The sequence below is a fragment of the Streptomyces sp. NPDC040610 genome (genome assembly GCF_055594065.1).
On record NZ_JBVIXA010000005.1, the window covers coordinates 444,600 to 465,211 of the forward strand.

Consider the following 20,612-nt stretch of genomic DNA (forward strand, 5'->3'; position numbering starts at 1 on the left):
TCGCCCCCTCGCCCAGCTCGCCCGATGATCCACGGCGAGAAACGATCATGGACTCGATCACAATCAAACAAAGAACATCAACAGAACTGTTCACTTACTGAAGGTCGAGGCGTAGGTTCCGGTCTGATCAGTTCGCGCGACGAAGCGAGTTCACATGCAGTCCCCTGCGCACATCACCCTCGCCGAAGGGCTTCGGCTGCCCACCAACGGGCTGGACTACGCGATCCTGGCGATCTACTTCGTGGTCGTCCTCGGCATCGGATTCGCCGCCCGGCGCTCCGTGAAGACCAGCCTCGACTTCTTCCTCTCCGGACGCTCCCTGCCCGCCTGGGTCACCGGCCTCGCCTTCGTCGCCGCCAACCTCGGCGCCACCGAGATCCTCGGCATGGCGGCCACGGGCGCGCAGTACGGCGTCGCGGTCGTCCACTGGTACTGGATCGGCGCCATCCCGGCCATGGTCTTCCTCGGCCTGGTCATGATGCCCTTCTACTACCGCAGCAAGGTCCGCTCGGTCCCCGAGTTCCTGCTCCAGCGCTTCGACAAGTCCGCCCACGTGCTCAGCTCGGCGCTCTTCGCCTTCGCCGCCGTGCTCATCGCGGGCGTCAACCTCTACGCCCTCGCGATCGTCGTCGAGGCCCTGCTCGGCTGGCCGCAGTGGGTCGCCATCGTCGTCGCCGGGTTCTTCGTGCTCGCGTACATCACCATCGGCGGCCTGTCCTCGGCGATCTACAACGAAGTGCTCCAGTTCTTCGTCATCCTCGCCGCGCTCATCCCGATCTGCGTCATCGGCATGAAGAAGGTCGGCGGCTGGGACGGGCTCACCGGCTCCATCGAGAAGCAGCACGGCGAAAACTTCATGACCGCCTGGGGCGGCACCGGCATCGGCGACGCCAACCCGCTCGGCGCCAACTGGCTCACCATCGTCCTCGGCCTCGGCTTCGTGCTCTCCTTCGGCTACTGGACGACGAACTTCGCCGAGGTGCAGCGCGCCCTCTCCGCGAAGAACCTCTCCGCCGCCCAGCGCACCCCGCTGATCGCCGCCTTCCCCAAGATCTTCATCGTCTTCCTGGTGATGATCCCCGGCCTGGTCGCCGCCGTCCTCGTGCCGCAGATCGGCACCAAGGGCTCCGACCTCACCTACAACGACGCGATCCCGTACCTGATGCAGGAGTTGCTGCCCAACGGCGTGCTCGGCATCGCCGTCACCGGGCTCCTCGCCGCCTTCATGGCGGGCATGGCCGCCAACGTCTCGTCCTTCAACACCGTCTTCACGTACGACATCTGGGCCAAGTACGTCGTCAAGGGCCGTGAGGACGGCTACTACCTGAAGTTCGGGCGGCTCATCACCGCGATCGGCGTCTTCGCCTCCATCGGCACCGCCTTCATCGCCTCGTCCTTCTCGAACATCATGAGCTACCTCCAGACCCTCTTCTCCTTCTTCAACGTCCCGATGTTCGTCGTCTTCATCATCGGCATGTTCTGGAAGCGGGCCTCCATGAAGTCCGGCGTCTGGGGGCTGTTCGCCGGGACCACCGCGGCGATGGTCAACTACTTCTGGATCTACAAGCAGGGCGTCATCGACATCCCCACCGACCAGGGCGCCAATTTCGTCTCCGCCATCGTCGGCTTCGTCGCCGGTGCGGTCGTCATGGTCGGCGTCACCCTCTTCACCGCGCCCAAGCCGGAGGCCGAGCTGGCCGGGCTCGTGTACGGGACCGTGTCGCCGGGCGCCGAGGACGACGTGGTCGAGGCGGGGGACGATGCCTGGTATCGCAGGCCCGCGTTGCTGGGGTGGGGGGCTGTGGTGCTGGCCGCCGCGTGCTACGTCCCGTTCTCGTTCTGAACGCGACCCCTTGCCCTTCCGCTCTCCTCCCCTCTCCTCCTCGCGTCCCGACCCCACTCACATCCTGAGGAATCATGTCCGACCTGCATAAGGAAGTCTCCGAGCTGGAGCGGAAGTCCGCTACGGCCGCGCGTCTCTTCGACATCCGGCGCATCATCGGTGGGCTGTTCGTCGTCTATGGCGTCATCGTCACCATCGCCGGGGTCACCGTGTCCGACGCCGACCTCGACAAGGCGGAGGGCATCAACATCAACCTCTGGACCGGCCTCGGCATGCTCGCCCTCGGCCTGTTCTTCCTGGCGTGGCTGTGGCTGCGGCCGGCTGCGGCGCCGGGGCCGGAGGGCGAGGCGTAGGCCTCGCGGGGCGCCCCAGTCCCGCCCCTTCTCCGAAACCGGGGGCTGCCGCCCCCTGGACCCCCGCTGATCGGCGCTTCGCGCCTCGTCCTCAAACGCCGGACGGGCTGAAACCTTGCCGCACCGGCGACATATGTAGCCCCTCCGGCGTTTGAGGAGCGGGGTCTGGGGCGGAGCCCCCAGTTTCGGGAAAGGGGTGGGACTGGGGCGCCCCGCGAAGGTCAGGCGAGGCGCTTCGTCAGCGTGAACTCCTTGTGGCCCTCGGGGTAGTCGGGGATGACGGCGACGACTTCGTAGCCCTGCCCGCGGTAGAAGGCGGGAGCCTGGAAGTCCCAGGTCTCCAGGCGGGAGTTGAGGCAACCGCGCTCCACGACGGCGAGCCGCTCGGCATCGGCGAGCAGCCGCCCCCCGAGCCCCGCCCCCCGCGCGTCCTCGGCGACCCACAGCAGACCCACATGCAGCCACCGCCCCCACGTGTACCCCGAGAGCCCCCCGACCAGCTCACCCCGGTCGTCCAACGCCCAGACACCGACCGGCTCTTCCCGCTCGTCGGGCGTGCCCTGGAGGGCGCGAAGCGCAGCGGAGGCATCCCGGTTGGAGTCCCGCAGCCGCCCCCGAAGCAGACGAAGACGTTCTTTGTCGACTCCTGTCTCAATACGAAACATACGGCCCACCATAAACGCGCTGGCCAATCAGTTCTGCAAATCCGCTTCCGCTCGGGGCCCCCGTCCGTACTCTGAAGGGCAGCGCCGGTGGGGGCCGGCGCCGATCAGGGGGCGAGACAGTCGGGTGCGACGCCCGGCGTGGGGGTGGCAGTCACGGCACGGCGGCGGCCGTGCGGCTGCGGCGTCCCCACTCCGGGCGCCGCGCCTGTTCCGGTCGCTCTCCGACGTTGGGGTATCCCCTGCTCCGTTCAGGAGCTTGGGGAAGGGGGTTTCCGTGGTTCGAATCCGAGTCCTGGTCGTCGACGACCACCGTATCTTCGCCGAGTCGCTGGCCGCGGCGCTCGCCGCGGAGCCCGACGTGGAGGTGTCCGCCGCGGGCAGCGGCCCCGCGGCCCTGCGCTGCCTGGACCGCGCGGCCGCGGAGGGCCGCAGATACGACGTTCTGCTCGTGGACGCCGACCTGGGCAGCTCCGCCTCGGCGCTGCAGGGCGCCCGCCCCGCCGTGCCGGTGCACGACGGCCAGGCCGACGGGCTCGTGGACGGCATCTCGCTGGTGGCGGGCGTGCGTTCGGGCCAGCCCGCCGTGCGCACGGTCGTGCTCGCGGAGAAGGACGACCCGCGCCGCGCGGCCCTCGCCCTCGGCGCCGGGGCGTCCGGCTGGGTGGCGAAGGACTGCTCGCTGTCGCGGCTGCTCACGGTCATCCGGGGCGTGCTGCGCGACGAGACACATCTGCCGCCCGCGCTGCTCACGGGCGTCCTGCGCGAACTGACGGCGGCGCGCAAGCATCGTACGGAGAGCGAGCGGCTCGTGGAGTCCCTCACCCCGCGCGAGCGCGAAGTGCTGCGGTGCATGGTCGCGGGGCTCGGCCGCAAGGCCGTCGCCGAGCGGCTCTTCCTGTCGCCGCACACCGTCCGCACCCATATGCAGAACGTCCTCGGCAAGCTGGGCGTGCACTCCACGCTCGCCGCCGTCGCCCTGGCCCGCCGGGCCGGGGTCGGCCCCGCCGACCTAGCCGGGGACGTTGTCGAACGGGGCGGTCAACTGGCGTAGCAACGCCGCCAGTTCACCGCGCTGGGCGCGTGAGAGCTCACCGAGGATCGCCCGCTCCTGGTCGAGCAGGCCCGCGAGGGCCTGGTCGGCCCGGTCGCGGCCCTCGTCGGTGAGCCGCACCAGGACGCCGCGCCGGTCGCTGGGATCCGGCAGCCGCTCCACCAGGCCCTTCTTCGTGAGCCTGTCGATGCGGTTGGTCATCGTGCCGGACGTGACCAGGGTCTGGGTGAGGAGCTGGCCCGGCGAGAGCTGATACGGCGCGCCCGCGCGCCGCAGCGACGTCAGCACGTCGAACTCCCAGGGCTCCAGCTCGTGCTCGGAGAACGCCAGCCGACGCGCGCGATCGAGGTGGCGCGCCAGCCTGCTCACGCGGCTCAGCACCTCGAGCGGTTCCACGTCGAGGTCAGGGCGCTCCCGACGCCATGCAGCGACCAGCCGGTCGACCTCGTCCTCCATGACGATCAGTGTAGGGGGTCCCTCGACATGAAGTCTCTTGACGTCAAGATACTTCGGGTCGAGGATGGGGCCGAAGGTGGAGCCGACCGATGCGGTACGCGTTCACGGCGACGTCGGTCGTGCGCCACCTCGCCGTCGTCACCGCCGTCGCAGAGGAGCACCCCATGCCGCCCACCGCGTCGCCCACCTGGGACCCCGACCAGTACCTGCGCCACTCCGGCCACCGCGCCCGCCCCTTCCGCGACCTCCTCGCCCGGGTGCCGCCGCTGCCCGCCCACCCCGACGGCCGCCCGCCCCGCATCGCCGACCTCGGCTGCGGGCCCGGCAACGTCACCGTCCTGCTCGCCGAGCGCTGGCCCGACGCGCACATCACCGGCTACGACAACTCCCCGCAGATGCTGAGCCAGGCCGCCGCCCTCGCCGGGCCCACGGCGGGCGGCGGGCTCCTGGAGTTCGCGCCCGCCGACGCCGGGGACTGGGCGCCCGCCCCGGGGACGTACGACCTGATCCTGTCGAACGCCACCCTCCAGTGGGTGCCCGGGCACGCCGACCGCCTCCCCGACTGGGTGGCGGCGCTGCGGCCCGGCGGGGTGCTCGCCGTCCAGATGCCCGCCAACTTCGGGGCGCCCAGCCACACCCTGATGCGGGAACTGTGCGGGAGCGGGCGCTGGCGGGAGCGGCTCGGCGGGGTGCTGCGGCACGCCGACGCCGTCCTCGAACCCGCCGCCTACCTGGAGCGGCTCACCGGGCTCGGCTGCGCGACGGACGTCTGGTCGACCACGTACCAGCATCTGCTCACCGGCGCCGATCCCGTCCTCGACTGGGTCAAGGGGACCGGCCTCCGGCCCGTCCTCACCGCCCTGGCCGACGATCCGGAGGCTCGGGACGCGTTCCTCGGCGAGTACCGCGATCTGCTGCGTGTGGCCTATCCGGCCGGGGCGCACGGGACCGTGTTCCCCTTCCGGCGGCTCTTCGCGGTGGCCCGCGAGGGCGGTGCGGCCTGATGCTCGCCGCCGTCGACCATGTGCAGCTGGCCGCACCGCCCGGCAGTGAGGGCGCGCTGCGGGCGTACTACGTGGACGTGCTCGGGATGGCCGAGGTGCCGAAGCCGCCTGTTCTCGCGGGGCGCGGGGGGTGCTGGTTCGAGGCGGGGGCCGTCCGGCTGCACCTCGGCATCGAGGCCGACTTCCGGCCCGCCCGCAAGGCGCACCCCGGCCTGCTCGTCAGGGACATCGAGGCGTACGCGGCCCGGGTCGCCGCCCTCGGTGCCCGCGTCACCTGGGACGACCACCTCCCCGGCCACCGGCGCTTCTACTCCGAGGACCCGGTGGGCAACCGCCTCGAATTCCTGGAGCCCTACGTGGCGGTGCCCGCGTCCTGACCCACCCGGCAACCCCGCCCCCGCTGCGCGGGGCCGCCTCCCACCCGCCCACCCGTTGCGGAGGTCCCCGGGGCGATGGCCCCTTGACCTCGTCGGCCCCGCTGAACGCCTGCCCCCGGCTCACCTCTCAGGTGCTGGGTAAACGGGTGGGCGGGTGGAAAGCCGCCGTGTGCAGCGCGGTGGAAAGCACCCACCGGGCCGCACGGGGTACCGACCCGTGCGGCCCCGTGAGGTCAGGCGCCCTCAGGACTTGCGGTGCCCTATCAGGCGCGGCTTGGGTTCCAGGCCGTCCAGGCCGTGCCAGGCCAGGTTGACCAGGTGGGCCGCCACCTCCGCCTTCTTGGGCTTGCGGACGTCCAGCCACCACTGCCCGGTGAGGGCCACGCTGCCGACGAGGGCCTGGGCGTAGAGCGGGGCGAGCTTCGGGTCGAAGCCGCGGGTCTTGAACTCCTGGCCGAGGATGTCCTCGACCTGCGTGGCGATGTCGGAGATGAGGGAGGCGAAGGAGCCGGTGGACTGGGGGATGGGGGAGTCGCGGACGAGGATGCGGAAGCCGTCGGTGTACTCCTCGATGTAGTCGAGGAGGGCGAAGGCGGCCTGCTCGCACAGCTCACGGGGGTGCCCGGCGGTGAGGGACCCGGTCACCATGCCGAGGAGCTGACGCATCTCACGGTCCACCACGACCGCGTACAGCCCCTCCTTGCCCCCGAAGTGCTCGTACACGACGGGCTTGGAGACACCGGCCTTCGCCGCGATCTCCTCGACCGACGTGCCTTCGAAGCCCTTGGCGGCGAACAGGGTGCGGCCGATGTCCAGCAGCTGCTCACGGCGCTCGGCGCCGGTCATCCGGGTCCGGCGGGCCCGCCGGGGCTTGTCGTTGTTCGAACCCGCGGAGCCCTGCGGGGCCCGCGCGGAGCGCGTCGTACTCGGATTGCTGGGGTCGGTCGCCACGTGGTCCATCATGCCGCGTCTACGGCCTGAGGCTTGCCCGGGGCGGGAATCGCACCCGCTCCTTCGGCCCCGTCGGGCGCCTTGCGGCGGGCGTCGATGCGGGACTGCGACGGCCACCGCACGTCGTACGCCCAACCGAGCTGTTCGAACCAGCGGATCAGCCGCGCGGACGAGTCGAGCTGGCCGCGCATCACACCGTGGCGCGCGCTCGTCGGGTCGGCGTGGTGCAGGTTGTGCCAGGACTCGCCGCAGGAAAGGACCGCGAGCCACCACACGTTGCCGGAGCGGTCACGGGACTTGAAGGGGCGCTTGCCCACGGCGTGGCAGATCGAGTTGATCGACCACGTCACATGGTGAAGGAGCGCCACCCGCACGAGTGAGCCCCAGAAGAACGCCGTGAACGCGCCCCACCAGGACATCGTGACCAGGCCGCCCACCACCGGCGGCAGCGCCAGCGACACCACGGTCCACAGAACGAACTGACGCGAGACGTTCCGGATCGCCGGGTCCTTGATCAGGTCCGGCGCGTACTTCTCCTGCGGCGTCTGCTCCTCGTCGAACAGCCAGCCGATGTGCGCCCACCACAGGCCCTTCAGCAGAGCCGGGACCGTCTCGCCGAAGCGCCACGGCGAATGCGGGTCGCCCTCCGCGTCGGAGAACTTGTGGTGCTTGCGGTGGTCGGCGACCCACCGCACCAGCGGGCCCTCCACGGCCATGGATCCGGCGATCGCCAGAGCGATCCGGAGCGGACGCCTGGCCTTGAAGGAGCCGTGCGTGAAATAGCGGTGGAAGCCGATGGTGATGCCGTGGCAGCCCAGGTAGTACATGAACACCAGCAGGCCGAGGTCCAGCCAGCTGACCCCCCAGCCCCAGGCCAGCGGCACCGCCGCCACCAGGGCAAGGAACGGGACGGAGATGAAGAGGAGCAGCGCGAGCTGCTCCACGGAGCGCTTCTGCTCACCGCCCAGGGTGGCGGACGGAAGCGGGGCGCCCGTCGGCGCCCCCTTTGATTCGTCGATGACGTCGGGGCTCGTGGTCATAGGGGCTTCCCCTGGGGGGTCGAGGGTGACTGCGGGAATGCGGAAATCTGAAAGTTCGGAGGTGTCGACACGTGCCGGGCGGGAAGGCACCGGACGGGCGGGTGCCCAGGGAAGGGCCCGCTCATGCGCGTGGCTACGGGACCGTAGGTTACGGCCTCGTAAGTATCGCAGTGCGCGGCATCGCGGCAAGAGGCCGCGAGTCTGCCAAGACCCATCGACACCTATCCTTGGATCGGTCGGACAGCGCGGTCCGCTCTGTATCTCCCCCGGTTCCACGGCCGGGACCCCTCCCAGACGTGCCCACCCCCCGTTCCCCCTGGGGAAACGGCGGGCTTCACCGCAAGGAGCCGCACCTGTGAGCAGTGCCGACGACCAGACCGCTACCACGGCCACCGCGAGCACCACGTCCACCTCGGCCGGGACGAACAGCGAGCTGCGCGCCGACATCCGTCGCCTCGGCGACCTCCTCGGCGAGACCCTCGTACGTCAGGAGGGCCCCGAGCTCCTGGACCTGGTGGAGAAGGTCCGCCGCCTGACCCGCGAGGACGGCGAGGCCGCCGCCCGGCTCCTCGGCGGCACGGAGCTGGAGACGGCCGCGAAGCTGGTGCGCGCCTTCTCCACCTACTTCCACCTCGCGAACGTCACCGAGCAGGTGCACCGCGGCCGCGAGCTGCGCGCCCGCCGCGCCGCCGAGGGCGGCCTGCTCGCCCGCACCGCGGACCGCCTCAAGGACGCCGACCCCGAGCACCTGCGCCAGACCGTCGAGCACCTGAACGTGCGCCCGGTCTTCACCGCGCACCCCACCGAGGCCGCCCGCCGCTCCGTCCTGAACAAGCTGCGCCGGGTCGCCGAGCTCCTGGAGACCCCGGTCATCGAGTCCGACCGGCGCCGCCACGACACCCGTCTGGCCGAGAACATCGACCTCGTCTGGCAGACCGACGAGCTGCGCGTGGTCCGCCCCGAGCCCGCCGACGAGGCCCGCAACGCCATCTACTACCTGGACGAGCTGCACGCCGGCGCCGTCGGTGACGTCCTGGAGGACCTGACCGCGGAGCTGGAGCGCGTCGGCGTCGAGCTGCCGAGCGAGACCCGCCCGCTGACCTTCGGCACCTGGATCGGCGGCGACCGCGACGGCAACCCGAACGTGACGCCCGCCGTCACCTGGGAAGTCCTGATCCTCCAGCACGAGCACGGCATCAACGACGCCCTCGACCTGATCGACGAACTGCGCGGCTTCCTCTCCAACTCCATCCGCTACACCGGCGCCACCGAGGAACTGCTCGACTCCCTCCAGTGCGACCTGGAGCGGCTGCCGGAGATCAGCCCCCGCTACAAGCGGCTCAACGCCGAGGAGCCCTACCGCCTCAAGGCCACCTGCGTCCGGCAGAAGCTGGAGAACACCAAGCAGCGCCTCGCCAAGGGCACCGCGCACGAGCCGGGCCGCGACTACCTGGGCACCGCCGAGCTCCTGCACGACCTCACGCTCATCCAGACGTCGCTGCGCGCCCACAAGGGCGGCCTGTTCTCCGACGGCCGCATGAACCGCACCATCCGTACGCTCGCCGCCTTCGGCCTGCAACTCGCCACCATGGACGTCCGCGAGCACGCCGACGCCCACCACCACGCCCTCGGCCAGCTCTTCGACCGGCTCGGCGAGGAGTCCTGGCGGTACGCCGACATGCCGCGCGAGTACCGGCAGAAGCTCCTCGCCAAGGAACTGCGCTCCCGCCGCCCGCTCGCACCCTCGCCCGCGCCCCTCGACGCGGCCGGGGAGAAGACGCTCGGCGTGTTCGGCACCGTCAAGAAGGCCCTGGACGTGTTCGGGCCCGAGGTCATCGAGTCGTACATCATCTCCATGTGCCAGGGCGCCGACGACGTGTTCGCCGCCGCCGTCCTCGCCCGCGAGGCCGGACTGATCGACCTGCACGCGGGCTGGGCCAAGATCGGCATCGTCCCGCTCCTGGAGACCACCGACGAGCTGCGCGCCGCCGACATCATCCTGGACGAGATGCTGGCCGACCCCTCCTACCGGCGGCTCGTCGCCCTGCGCGGCGACGTCCAGGAGGTCATGCTCGGCTACTCCGACTCCTCCAAGTTCGGCGGCATCACCACCTCCCAGTGGGAGATCCACCGTGCCCAGCGCCGACTGCGCGACGTCGCCCACCGCTACGGCGTACGCCTGCGCCTCTTCCACGGCCGCGGCGGCACCGTCGGCCGCGGCGGCGGCCCCTCGCACGACGCGATCCTCGCCCAGCCCTGGGGCACCCTGGAGGGCGAGATCAAGGTGACCGAGCAGGGCGAGGTCATCTCCGACAAGTACCTGGTGCCGTCCCTGGCCCGGGAGAACCTGGAACTGACGGTCGCCGCCACCCTCCAGGCCTCCGCCCTGCACACCGCGCCCCGCCAGTCCGACGAGGCCCTGGCCCGCTGGGACGCCGCCATGGACGTCGTGTCCGACGCCGCGCACTCCGCGTACCGCAGGCTCGTCGAGGACCCGGACCTGCCGACCTACTTCCTCGCCTCCACACCGGTCGACCAACTCGCCGACCTGCACCTGGGCTCCCGGCCCTCCCGCCGCCCCGGCTCGGGCGTCTCCCTCGACGGCCTGCGCGCCATCCCCTGGGTGTTCGGCTGGACCCAGTCACGGCAGATCGTGCCCGGCTGGTTCGGCGTGGGCTCCGGCCTCAAGGCGCTGCGCGAGGCGGGCCTGGACACCGTCCTCGACGAGATGCACGAACACTGGCACTTCTTCCGCAACTTCGTCTCCAACGTGGAGATGACGCTCGCCAAGACCGACCTGCGCATCGCCCGGCACTACGTGGACACACTGGTGCCCGAGGACCTGAAGCACGTCTTCGACGCCATCGAGGCCGAACACGCCCTCACCGTCGCCGAGGTCCTGCGCGTCACCGGCGGCGAGCGCCTGCTCGACTCCAACCCGGTGCTCCAGCAGACCTTCTCGATCCGCGACGCCTACCTGGACCCGATCTCCTACCTCCAGGTCGCGCTGCTCAAGCGACAGCGCGACGCGGCAGCCGCGGGCGACGAGGCCGACCCGCTGCTCGCGCGGGCACTGCTGCTCACGGTCAACGGGGTCGCGGCGGGGCTGCGCAACACCGGCTGACCGCCGCACGTCCCGCCCGGGCCCCGCACCTGACGAAGGTGCGGGGCCCGGGGCCGTTCCGAAGACTCCGGGGCCCTCGCGGGCTCAGAGCGCGAGCGCCGCGAAGGCCGCCGTCAGCTGGATCCCGCCCGCGAGGGCGAGAATCGCCGCCACCTTGGTGAGCCGCAGCCCCCCGGCCACGACCACCGCCGCGAGCAACAGCGCCCCGCCCAACGGCAGCCAGGCGTGCAGGAACCCCGGGCCGCCGCTGCGCACGGCCTCGTCGGAGCCGGGCTTGACCACGACCGGGATGCGCTCGCCCTCGCGGGCCGCCACCGACTTGTCGATGACGACGCGGTCCCGCACCTCGCTGCCGGACGCGGGAGCGTACGGCCCGGTGCACTCGTCACCGCCGCAGCGCGCGAGCGAGAGCATGCCCCGCTCCCGCCCGTCGTCGGGAACCATCACGTGCCGCGCCGTCCCCCACGACGCCCAGACACCGGCGGTCAGGATCAGGGCCGCGACGAGCCCCGCCGCGCCCCGCAGTAGGTATGCGGGCATGGCGGCGATCCTTGGGGAGGCCGGCACGCTCCGTCAACAGCCGACGGGTCGAACGTCCCGTACGCGAGAGTTGTCGTCCCGTACGTCAGGAGTTGTACGCGCCCTGCGCCCGCTCCAGACCCTCCGTCACCAGACACTCCACGGCGTCCGCGGCACGGTCCACGAAGTAGTCCAGCTCCTTGCGCTCGGCGGAGGAGAAGTCCTTCAGGACGAAGTCGGCGACCTGCATGCGGCCGGGCGGGCGCCCGATGCCGAAGCGGACCCGGTGGTAGTCGGCGCCCATCGCCTTCGTCATCGACTTCAGACCGTTGTGGCCGTTGTCGCCGCCGCCCAGCTTCAGGCGCAGCACGCCGTAGTCGATGTCCAGCTCGTCGTGCACGGCGACGACGTTCGCCGTCGGAACCTTGTAGAAGTCGCGCAGCGCCGTGACCGGGCCGCCCGACAGATTCATGTACGAGGCGGGCTTGGCGAGGACGACCCGGCGGCTGCCGGGGCCCATCGGGCCGATCCGGCCCTCCAGGACGTGCGCCTGCGCCTTGGCGGCCCGCTTGAAGCTGCCGCCGACGCGGTCGGCCAGCAGATCGGCCACCATGAAGCCGACGTTGTGCCGGTTCATGGCGTAGCCGGGGCCGGGGTTGCCGAGACCCACGATCAGCCAGGGGGCGCTCGGGTCCGTCGTCATCTGTGTGTCTCCTTCATGGCACCTTCATAGCGCAACCGCCGCCCAGCGCCTGGGCGCTGAGCGGCGGTCGGTACTGCCGGGTCGAGGATCAGGCCTCGGCGGCCTCGTCGCCCGCGGCCTCGGCCGGGGCCTCCTCGGCCTGCGCGGCCAGGACCTGCAGGACGACGGTGTCGTCCTCGACGGCCAGGGAGACGCCCGAGGGCAGCGCGATGTCCTTGGCGAGGACGGAGGCACCGGCCTCCAGGCCCGCGATGGAGACGCTCAGGGACTCGGGGATGTGGGTGGCCTCGGCCTCGACCGGAAGCGCGTTGAGGACGTGCTCCAGGAGGTTGGCGCCCGGGGCCAGCTCGCCCTCGGCGACGACGGGGATCTCGACGTTGACCTTCTCGCCGCGCTTCACGAGGAGCAGGTCGACGTGCTTGAGGATGCCCTGACGGAGCGCGTCGCGCTGCACCGCCTTCGGGATGGCCAGCTCGGACTTGCCCTCGATGTCCAGGGAGATCAGGACGTTGGAGGTACGCAGGGCCAGGAGCAGGTCGTGGCCGGGCAGGGTGATGTGGACCGGGTCGGTGCCGTGGCCGTACAGGACGCCGGGGACCTTGTCCTCGCGGCGGATGCGGCGGGCGGCGCCCTTGCCGAACTCGGTACGGACCTCGGCGCTGAGCTTGACCTCAGACATGGTGCACTCCTCGTAGAAAAGGTGAACTGAAGTGGTCACCCGGCCACGACTGGCCTGCTACGAAGAGCGCGTCGATAACGGACCGCCACACACTGCGTTCGTGAAAACGCGAGTGCGGCCTCCCTCGCCGAGCAACTTCGACAGTCTACTCGGTGAGGCAGGCCGCACCCAAAAGGATCTTGCGGGACGCCCGGGAACCCCGGAACGACCGCGGTCACGCGCCCTACGCGGGGCCGCTCTGCTCCTCGAAGAGGCTGGTCACCGAGCCGTCCTCGAAGATCTCCCGGACCGCGTTGGCGATCGTCGGGGCGATCGAGAGCACCGTGATCTTGTCGAGCTCCAGCTCGTTCGGCGTCGGCAGCGTGTTGGTGAACACGAACTCGCTGACCTTCGAGTTCTTCAGACGGTCCGCGGCCGGGCCGGACAGCACACCGTGCGTGGCCGTCACGATGACGTCCTCGGCACCGTGCGCGAACAGCGCGTCGGCGGCGGCGCAGATCGTGCCACCGGTGTCGATCATGTCGTCCACCAGGACACAGACACGGCCCTCGACGTTGCCGACGACCTCGTGCACGGTGACCTGGTTGGCCACGTCCTTGTCGCGACGCTTGTGCACGATCGCCAGGGGGGCGCCCAGACGGTCGCACCAGCGGTCGGCGACGCGCACACGGCCGGCGTCGGGGGAGACGACCGTCAGCTTGTCCTTGTCGACCTTCGCGCCCACGTAGTCCGCGAGGATCGGCAGCGCGAAGAGGTGGTCGACGGGGCCGTCGAAGAAACCGACGATCTGGTCGGTGTGCAGGTCCACCGACACGATGCGGTCGGCACCCGCGGCACCCAGGAGGTCCGCGACCAGGCGGGCCGAGATGGGCTCGCGGCCACGGTGCTTCTTGTCCTGGCGGGCGTAGCCGTAGAACGGCACGATCACGGTGATGCTCCGCGCGGAGGCGCGCTTCAGGGCATCGATCATGATCAGCTGTTCCATGATCCACTTATTGATCGGAGCCGTGTGGCTCTGGATCAGGAAGCAGTCCGCGCCGCGCGCCGACTCCTGGTAGCGCACATAGATCTCACCGTTGGCGAAGTCGAAGGCCTTGGTCGGCACCACGCCGATACCCAGCTGATGCGCGACCTCCTCGGCCAGTTCGGGGTGGGCGCGGCCGGAGAAGAACATCATCTTCTTCTCGCCGGTCGTCTTGATCCCGCTCACAGCACAGTCTCCTCAGACGTGTTCCCTGGCCGCGAGGTGTACTCGCGCGAACCAGCCGATTTCGTGCACCTATCAGGTTTCGTGCACCTATCACGGTACGCGGTGTCAGGCGCACCTGTTTCCGGTCAGCTTTCGCCGGCCGGAGTCTCGGAGGTCCGAGAGGCCGCCTCGGCGGCCCGCGCCGCCGCGCTTCCCGGACGCTTACGGGCCACCCAGCCCTCGATATTCCGCTGCTGGCCACGGGCGACGGCCAGCGAACCGGCCGGTACGTCCTTCGTGATCACCGAGCCCGCGGCGGTGTAGGCACCGTCGCCAATCGTGACAGGAGCCACAAACATGTTGTCCGAACCCGTCTTGCAGTGCGACCCCACCGTCGTGTGGTGCTTGGCCTCACCGTCGTAGTTCACGAACACGCTCGCGGCACCGATGTTGGAGTACTCGCCGATCGTCGCGTCGCCCACATAGCTCAGGTGCGGGACCTTGGTGCCCTCGCCGATCGTCGCGTTCTTCATCTCCACGTACGTACCCGCCTTGGCCTTCACCCCGAGCCGGGTGCCAGGACGCAGATACGCGAACGGACCGACGCTCGCCCGCTCGCCCACCTCGGCGCCGTCCGCGACGGTGTTGTCCACGCGGGCGCCCGCACCCACCGTGGTGTCCTTCAGGCGGGTGTTGGGGCCGACCTCGCAGCCCTCGCCCAGGTGCGTGGCGCCCAGGAGCTGCGTGCCCGGGTGCACCACGGCGTCGCGCTCGACCGTGACACCCGCGTCGATCCACGTCGACGCCGGGTCGACGACGGTGACGCCCGCCAGCATCGCCGCCGTGAGCAGCCGGTCGTTCAGGACCCGGCGGGCGTCGGCGAGTTGGACGCGGTTGTTGATGCCCGCGATCTCGCGGTGGTCCCCGGCCACACAGGCGCCGACACGGTGCCCGGCCTCGCGCAGGATGCCGAGGACGTCCGTCAGGTACTCCTCGCCCTGGCTGTTGTCGGTGCGGACCTTGCCGAGGGCCTCGCTCAGGAGCTGCCCGTCGAAGGCGAACACACCCGAGTTGATCTCGCGGATGGCGCGCTGCGAGTCCGTCGCGTCCTTGTGCTCGACGATCGCCGTCACGGCGCCGGACACACCGTCGCGCACGATGCGGCCGTAGCCCGTCGCGTCGGGCACCTCGGCGGTCAGGACGGTCACCGCGTTGCCGTCGGCGGAGTGCGTGGCCGCCAGGCTCGTGAGCGTCGCGCCGGTGAGCAGCGGGGTGTCGCCGCAGACCACGACGACCGTGCCGTCGACGCTGCCGCCCAGCTCCTCGAGGCCCATCCGCACGGCGTGGCCCGTGCCGTTCTGCTGGGCCTGGAAAGCGGTGCGCACCTCGGCGTCGATCCCGGCCAGGTGCGCGATCACACGCTCGCTCTCGTGCCCGACGACGGCCACCAGACGCTCGGGGGACAGCTCGCGGGCGGCGGCGAGCACGTGCCCGACGAGGGAACGGCCGCAGATCTCGTGCAGGACCTTCGGCGTGGCCGACTTCATACGGGTGCCCTCACCCGCTGCGAGGACGACGACGGCTGCCGGGCGATTGGCGCTCACAGGGGTGCCCTTCGGCTTCGGATGCTTGGGGAGTGGACATCCGCAGGATACCGGGGCGTAGTGGGGCGGAAATGAGTGCGGGTCCCGACCTTGTGGGTCGGGACCCGCGCCGTGTGGCTCCCCTGCCAGGACTCGAACCTGGAACAAATCATCCAAAGTGACCCGTGTTGCCGATTACACCACAGGGGATGGTAAATGCCGCAAAACGGACAAACCGTCAGTCCGTTGAAGTGGCGGCCTCCACTATGCCGCACCACGCACCCTCGATGCGACGGTACAAGTCGGCACTCTGTCGGACTTTGATCACCAGGCAGCCGCGATAGCTGTCGCCGACGTTCTTCCGGACGGTCTTCGGGTTGTGCTTCTTGATCGTCGTCTTGTTGAAGGCGGCGGCGTCCGCGCCGACGAGATCGGCCCAGTAGCGCTCGGCCCCCGGCACGTCGGCGGTCTCGTGGATCATTACGCAGAAGCGCAGTCGCTCCCGCTCCACTTGCAGCAGGTCGAGCCAGGAGAGGAAGACCTTGATCATGCCGGGGTCGCTGTTGACGAACGTGACGTTCTCCCGCCGGTCGTACGGCTTGTCCTTGCCGCCTTCGGCCCAGTAGAGGCCCACTCCCAGGAGGAAGAGCTCACGGTCCGACATGGGGCCCGCCTCCTGCCGGGCCGCCTCCTTCGTGCGGCGTCGCTCCTCGTCCCGCACCGCGGACTCGTGCTCCCACCGCTTTCGAGCCGCGAGCCTGCCCTGCTCCGAGGGGTCCCGCCGCTGTGGCCTCGGCAGGTCCCGGACCCACAGGGAGACCGAACTCCTCGAGCAGCCCAGCTCCACCTCGATCTGGTCGTACGTGAGACCTCGCAGCCGTAACTCCCGCGCCCTCGCGCGCAGATCGTCCTTCGCGTTCGGGCGCCTGGTCCACTCGGGCGGGGGTTCGCCCTGGACGAGGCGGTTCAGGAGGTCGTTGTTGAAGACCTTCAGCTTGTCGCGGATCTGCCGCAGGCTGCAGCCCTCGCGCCGCAGGGCGACGGCCCGCGCCCGCAGGTCCTCGAAATCGGCGTGCTTGCCGGTGATCTCGGTCATGCGGACACCTTCGTCCGGAATGCGGACGTCCGGATCGAAAATTCGGGCGATTCAACTGTTCGAGGGTTACCGGGGGGTTTCGCTGGCGCGGGGCACCGGTGAGTACCGGATCCTGCCTCGCCCTGCCCGGGATCACAGGGCGGGAAACTCACCGGATACGGGAGCGCCGACGCCCGTACGCTGGAAGGCATGACCACGACGGGGGAAAGCGACACCGCGGCCGGGACCGGGCCGTGGTGGTGGGAGAGGCGGCGCAGTGCCGTCCTTGATGTGGGGCTCGGGCTCGTGTCGGCGGCCGAGTGCGGGGTCGAGGGTGTGCAGTTCGCCGACGACGCGGGCATTCCGGTCGCGGTCGGCGTGGGCTTCGGGGTGCTCGCCGGGTCCGCCCTCGTGCTGCGGCGCCGCTGGCCGATCGCGGTCGTGCTGATCTCCGTCGCGATCACGCCCGCCCGCATGGGCATCCTGATGGCCATCGTCGGCCTCTACACCCTCGCCGCCTCCGAGCTGCCGCGCCGCATCATCGGCGCCCTCGCGGGCATGTCCCTCGCGGGCACCCTGATCGTCACGTTCGTGCGCACCAACCAGGACATGGCCAACGGCGACCTGACCTTCGGGGAGGGCTTCATACCGTTCATCGCCATCAGCACCTCGCTGGGCGTGACGGCCCCGCCGGTCCTCCTCGGTCTGTATGTGGGCGCCCGCCGCCGTCTGATGGAGTCCCTGCGCGAGCGTGCCGACAGCCTGGAGCGGGAGCTGCAACTGCTCGCGGAGCGTGCCGAGGAGCGCGCGGAGTGGGCCCGCGGCGAGGAGCGCACCCGTATCGCGCGTGACATGCACGACGTGGTCGCGCACCGGGTGAGCCTGATGGTCGTGCATGCGGCGGCGTTGCAGGCCGTCGCCCGCAAGGACCCCGAGAAGGCCGTGAAGAACGCCGCTCTGGTCGGCGACATGGGTCGCCAGGCCCTGACGGAGCTGCGTCAGATGCTCGGCGTGCTGCGGGCGGGCGACACTCCGCCGAAACCGGCGCCCGCGCCCGCCCCCGTCCCGCTGGCCGCCGTCGGCGAGGCCGCGGCGCAGGCCGCGTCCCGTGCCGAGCCCGCCGTCGGCCCGGGCCCCGCCGCCCCCGATGTCCCCGAGGGCCCGTGTCTGGCCGAGCTGGACGAGTTGGTGGACCAGTCGCGGGCCGCGGGCATGGCGGTGGACCTGTCCGTGGAGGGTGACAGCCGGGCGTACGCGGCCGACGTGGAGGAGACGGCGTACCGCGTGGTCCAGGAGGCCCTCACCAACGTGCACAAGCACGCCGCGGGTGCGAAGACCTATGTGCGGCTCGCGCACCGTGCCGCGGAGATCGCGATGCAGGTGGAGAACGGTCCGCCTCCGGAGGCGGGTCCGGCGGAGGTGTTGCTGCCGAGCGGGGGCAATGGCCTGGTCGGCATGAAGGAGCGGGTGACGGCGCTCGGTGGGGTGTTCGTGTCGGGGCCGACGGACGCGGGCGGGTTCAAGGTGTCGGCGGTGCTTCCGGCGTCGGCCGGTCAGTGATCTTCCTCGTGCGGTTGCCGGATCCGGGTGCGCGGGCGGGGTTCAGCCCGTCGTGAGCCGGGTCGGCCGGGTGCCGGCGACGAGGGTGGTGAGGGCCTGGTCGATGTGGCGGCCCAGGAACCAGTCGCCGCTGTGGTCGAGGCTGTAGACCCGGCCTTCGGCGTCCATGGCGAGCAGCGCCTGTGTCTGTGTCTCCTCGCCGATCGGGCAGACCTCCGTGCCGAGGGCCCGTCCCAGGTCGCCGAGGGTGCGGGCCATGTGCAGGCCGTACATGGGGTCGAGGTGGAGGGTCGCCGGGGCTATCTGGCGGCCGGGGCCCTGCGGGGTGATGTGCAGTCCGCCGAACTCCGCCCAGGTCTCCACGGCCGCCGGGAACACGGCGTGCTGGTGGCCCGCCGGTGAGGTGTGGCGGCGCAGGACGTCGGCCCAGATCTCGGCCTGCTTGATGTCCCAGCGGCCGGGCCGCCAGCCGGCGGTGCGCAGGGCGGCGTCGACGGGCACGGGGAAGCGGGTGGAGTTCTCGGTGTGCATGGCATGGCCCTCGTGGTGCGGGTGCGGATGGCGGCGGCCGGTGCGGGTGGCACCGGGGGTCGTCGGCTGGTGGGCGCCCCGCGTCACGCGTCGGGTGCGGTCGGGTCGACGACGCGGACGCCGAAGTGCGCGGTGAGGGCGGTGCAGGAGCGGCACGGGCGGGCGAAGGCGCCGTGCAGGGGGTCGCCGTCCTCGCGGATGCGGCGGGTGGTGAGTTTGGCGTGCTTGAGGGCCTTGCGCGCTTCGCCGTTGGTCATCGGCTTGCGGGAGGCCCGTTTGGAGCGGCCGGCGTCGGCGGTGGTCAGGTGCCGGGAGATGAGGACGGCCTCCGCGCATCGTCCGGTGAAGCGTTCGCGCTGGCCGCTGGTGAGGGTGTCGAGGAAGTCCTGGACGAGCGGGTGCAGGTCCGGGGGGTCGTCGCCGCGCCTCGGGGTGCTGGTGAGGGTGGTGCCGCGGACCGAGAGCGCGGCGGCCACGGTGGGCAGGATGCCGTCGCGGCGGTGGTGCAGGACCGGGGCGCCGACGGGCTCACTGCTCCAGCCGACGCGTGGGTCTCCCGGCTCGGCGGTGGCGGTCGTCCCGGTGGTCTGGCCGGGTGCCGTGCGGGTGGTGCCGGAGCCGGTGGCAGGTGTGCCGTGTGCGTTGGGCATGCCGGTTGGTGCCGTGTGCATGTGGTGTTTCCCTCCCCGTGCCCGCGGTGTCAGCCGCTGGTGCCACGCCCCCGCGTTGCGGGAACAGACTGCCAAATGGGGCGCGTGGTGCGGAAGCTGGGGCTGTACGACACGCCTGGGTTTCGCCTCTGGGTGACTGGCTCGTGGCGGGTGGTCACGGTTTCGGGGCCCGGTGACCGGTGTCGTGCTTGCGCATAGGCTGTCGATGTCCGTGAACCTCACAGTGCCGCAGGAGGGCATCCGCCATGACGCAAGGTGGGCCAGGTCGGCTCGGGCAGCAAGCCGCGCCGCCGAACGCGGCCTACGCCGGGCAGGTGGTCCACTTCCCGGACCCGGTCCGGGCCGCCCGTCACCCCAGGGGGGTGCGGGTGGACGGTGACGGCTACCCGGACTTCTCGCCGTATGCCCGCGCGGCCGCCGAGATCGCCGAGCCGCCCGAGGGCTTCGGCGTGGACGAGCTGCGTCTCACGGACTACGTCTCGGCGAACGCGGCGCTGGCCGCGTCCGGCCACGAGCTGTGGGACACGATTCCCGCGGTCGCGACGCCGCACGGCTGGACCTGGCACCACGCGCCGCACGGCCGCCGTCTGGAGCTGGTCCCCGTCGAGGTCAAGGCCCTGCTGCGGCATCACGGCGGCATCTCGACGGCGCCCGTCGACCAGGACAAGCGGGGCACGCGTCCGCTGCAGGAGACCCGCCCCGCGCACCTGGCCCTGCCGAAGACGGCGGTGGCCGTCACCGAGGGCCAGATCGTGGGTGTCGAGGAGGACCTCGGCTATCGCCTGCCCGGTGCCTACCGCTCGTTCCTGAAGGCGGCCGGTGGCTGCGCGCCGGTCGGCACGGCTCTCGACGCGGAGCTGGGGCTCCTCATCGACCAGCCGTTCTTCACGGTCCGCGACGAGGCCGCGATCAACGACATCCTGTACGTCAACAAGTGCCTGCGCGACCACCTCACCAAGGACTATCTGGGTGTGGGCTTCGTGCAGGGCGGTCTGCTCGCCGTGAAGGCCAAGGGCGACCGGATCGGCTCGGTGTGGTTCTGCGCGTACGACGACGTGCGGGACGTGGACGCCTCCTGGGCGCCCGCCGAGCGCGTGCAGCGTCTGCTGCTGCCGTGCGGCGACGACTTCGACGCCTTCCTCTCCCGGCTCGCGGGCAGTCCGCCCGAGCTGGAGACCGTGGCGAACCTGATGGTGGACGGCGGCTTCGCGCGCGCTGTCCCGGTGGGGGAGTGAGCT

The 20,612-nt window shown here is 71.0% G+C and carries 20 protein-coding genes and 1 tRNA gene; 8 read left to right on the forward strand and 13 right to left on the reverse strand.

From position 1 onward, the window contains the following. Positions 1–154: 154 nt before the first annotated feature. Both ACZ6AA_RS20735 and ACZ6AA_RS20740 read left to right on the forward strand, forming a co-directional pair. Entirely contained in the window at positions 155–1,843 is a 1,689-nt protein-coding gene (locus tag ACZ6AA_RS20735) for a sodium:solute symporter family protein (protein WP_468482535.1), read from the forward strand. 74 nt (positions 1,844–1,917) lie between these two features. Next, the gene (locus ACZ6AA_RS20740; protein ID WP_468459917.1) at positions 1,918–2,196 is read left to right on the forward strand and encodes a hypothetical protein; all 279 of its coding nucleotides are present in this window, start codon (positions 1,918–1,920) and stop codon (positions 2,194–2,196) included. A 221-nt stretch (positions 2,197–2,417) separates the two neighbouring features. Here ACZ6AA_RS20740 and ACZ6AA_RS20745 read toward each other — a convergent pair whose 3' ends face one another. Then, positions 2,418–2,861 carry a GNAT family N-acetyltransferase gene (locus tag ACZ6AA_RS20745; protein WP_468482534.1) on the reverse strand — a complete coding sequence of 148 codons (444 nt, stop codon included), beginning with the start codon at positions 2,859–2,861 and terminating at the stop codon, positions 2,418–2,420. Positions 2,862–3,135: 274 nt separating this feature from the next. Between ACZ6AA_RS20745 and ACZ6AA_RS20750 the strand changes: the two genes are divergently transcribed. After that, positions 3,136–3,912, forward strand: coding sequence for a response regulator transcription factor (locus tag ACZ6AA_RS20750; protein ID WP_030359480.1), 777 nt, complete (start codon positions 3,136–3,138; stop codon positions 3,910–3,912). Here the strand turns inward: ACZ6AA_RS20750 and tamR are convergent. Continuing rightward, positions 3,871–4,368 carry a MarR family transcriptional regulator TamR gene (gene tamR, locus ACZ6AA_RS20755; protein ID WP_030359481.1) on the reverse strand — a complete coding sequence of 166 codons (498 nt, stop codon included), beginning with the start codon at positions 4,366–4,368 and terminating at the stop codon, positions 3,871–3,873. The two genes, ACZ6AA_RS20750 and tamR, sit on opposite strands and share 42 nt — an antisense overlap. Before the next feature lie 164 nt (positions 4,369–4,532). Between tamR and ACZ6AA_RS20760 the strand changes: the two genes are divergently transcribed. Next, a complete protein-coding gene (locus ACZ6AA_RS20760; RefSeq protein WP_468460012.1) occupies positions 4,533–5,372 on the forward strand; it encodes a trans-aconitate 2-methyltransferase in 840 nt (279 codons plus the stop codon). Next, the gene (locus ACZ6AA_RS20765) at positions 5,372–5,749 is read left to right on the forward strand and encodes a VOC family protein (protein ID WP_468459913.1); all 378 of its coding nucleotides are present in this window, start codon (positions 5,372–5,374) and stop codon (positions 5,747–5,749) included. The genes ACZ6AA_RS20760 and ACZ6AA_RS20765 overlap by 1 nt, the downstream gene beginning before the upstream one ends. A gap of 243 nt (positions 5,750–5,992) precedes the next feature. Here ACZ6AA_RS20765 and ACZ6AA_RS20770 read toward each other — a convergent pair whose 3' ends face one another. After that, complete coding sequence (locus ACZ6AA_RS20770; protein WP_468482532.1) at positions 5,993–6,712, reverse strand: TetR/AcrR family transcriptional regulator; 720 nt, start codon at positions 6,710–6,712, stop codon at positions 5,993–5,995. Beyond that, on the reverse strand, positions 6,709–7,740 hold the full coding sequence (locus ACZ6AA_RS20775; protein WP_471459355.1) for an acyl-CoA desaturase: 1,032 nt from the start codon (positions 7,738–7,740) through the stop codon (positions 6,709–6,711). The genes ACZ6AA_RS20770 and ACZ6AA_RS20775 overlap by 4 nt, the downstream gene beginning before the upstream one ends. Before the next feature lie 355 nt (positions 7,741–8,095). Between ACZ6AA_RS20775 and ppc the strand changes: the two genes are divergently transcribed. Then, positions 8,096–10,864 (forward strand): phosphoenolpyruvate carboxylase, encoded by a 2,769-nt coding sequence (gene ppc / locus ACZ6AA_RS20780; protein ID WP_468459907.1) that lies wholly within the window; start codon positions 8,096–8,098, stop codon positions 10,862–10,864. An 84-nt stretch (positions 10,865–10,948) separates the two neighbouring features. Here ppc and ACZ6AA_RS20785 read toward each other — a convergent pair whose 3' ends face one another. The 7 genes from ACZ6AA_RS20785 to ACZ6AA_RS20815 form a co-directional block, all read right to left on the reverse strand. Then, the gene (locus ACZ6AA_RS20785) at positions 10,949–11,404 is read right to left on the reverse strand and encodes a hypothetical protein (RefSeq protein WP_468459905.1); all 456 of its coding nucleotides are present in this window, start codon (positions 11,402–11,404) and stop codon (positions 10,949–10,951) included. Between the two features lie 85 nt (positions 11,405–11,489). Continuing rightward, positions 11,490–12,086, reverse strand: a complete 597-nt coding sequence (gene pth / locus ACZ6AA_RS20790) for an aminoacyl-tRNA hydrolase (RefSeq protein ID WP_468459903.1) — start codon at positions 12,084–12,086, stop codon at positions 11,490–11,492. Positions 12,087–12,174: 88 nt separating this feature from the next. After that, entirely contained in the window at positions 12,175–12,765 is a 591-nt protein-coding gene (locus tag ACZ6AA_RS20795) for a 50S ribosomal protein L25/general stress protein Ctc (protein ID WP_468459901.1), read from the reverse strand. Positions 12,766–12,988: 223 nt separating this feature from the next. Beyond that, a complete protein-coding gene (locus ACZ6AA_RS20800; protein ID WP_468459899.1) occupies positions 12,989–13,975 on the reverse strand; it encodes a ribose-phosphate diphosphokinase in 987 nt (328 codons plus the stop codon). A 125-nt stretch (positions 13,976–14,100) separates the two neighbouring features. Next, a complete protein-coding gene (gene glmU / locus ACZ6AA_RS20805; RefSeq protein WP_468459897.1) occupies positions 14,101–15,558 on the reverse strand; it encodes a bifunctional UDP-N-acetylglucosamine diphosphorylase/glucosamine-1-phosphate N-acetyltransferase GlmU in 1,458 nt (485 codons plus the stop codon). 114 nt (positions 15,559–15,672) lie between these two features. Then, positions 15,673–15,747, reverse strand: a tRNA-Gln gene (locus tag ACZ6AA_RS20810). Between the two features lie 28 nt (positions 15,748–15,775). Beyond that, positions 15,776–16,633 (reverse strand): hypothetical protein, encoded by an 858-nt coding sequence (locus ACZ6AA_RS20815; RefSeq protein ID WP_471459358.1) that lies wholly within the window; start codon positions 16,631–16,633, stop codon positions 15,776–15,778. A 189-nt stretch (positions 16,634–16,822) separates the two neighbouring features. On the opposite strand from ACZ6AA_RS20815, the gene ACZ6AA_RS20820 reads away from it, so the two are divergent. Then, positions 16,823–18,172, forward strand: coding sequence for a sensor histidine kinase (locus ACZ6AA_RS20820; protein ID WP_468459893.1), 1,350 nt, complete (start codon positions 16,823–16,825; stop codon positions 18,170–18,172). Between the two features lie 42 nt (positions 18,173–18,214). Here the strand turns inward: ACZ6AA_RS20820 and ACZ6AA_RS20825 are convergent, their stop codons facing one another. Both ACZ6AA_RS20825 and ACZ6AA_RS20830 read right to left on the reverse strand, forming a co-directional pair. Continuing rightward, positions 18,215–18,703, reverse strand: a complete 489-nt coding sequence (locus tag ACZ6AA_RS20825) for an SUKH-3 domain-containing protein (RefSeq protein WP_468460010.1) — start codon at positions 18,701–18,703, stop codon at positions 18,215–18,217. Between the two features lie 83 nt (positions 18,704–18,786). Then, positions 18,787–19,353, reverse strand: coding sequence for a YwqJ-related putative deaminase (locus ACZ6AA_RS20830; RefSeq protein WP_468460008.1), 567 nt, complete (start codon positions 19,351–19,353; stop codon positions 18,787–18,789). 266 nt (positions 19,354–19,619) lie between these two features. On the opposite strand from ACZ6AA_RS20830, the gene ACZ6AA_RS20835 reads away from it, so the two are divergent. Beyond that, positions 19,620–20,609, forward strand: a complete 990-nt coding sequence (locus ACZ6AA_RS20835) for an SMI1/KNR4 family protein (protein ID WP_468459891.1) — start codon at positions 19,620–19,622, stop codon at positions 20,607–20,609. The last annotated feature ends 3 nt before the right edge of the window (positions 20,610–20,612 follow it).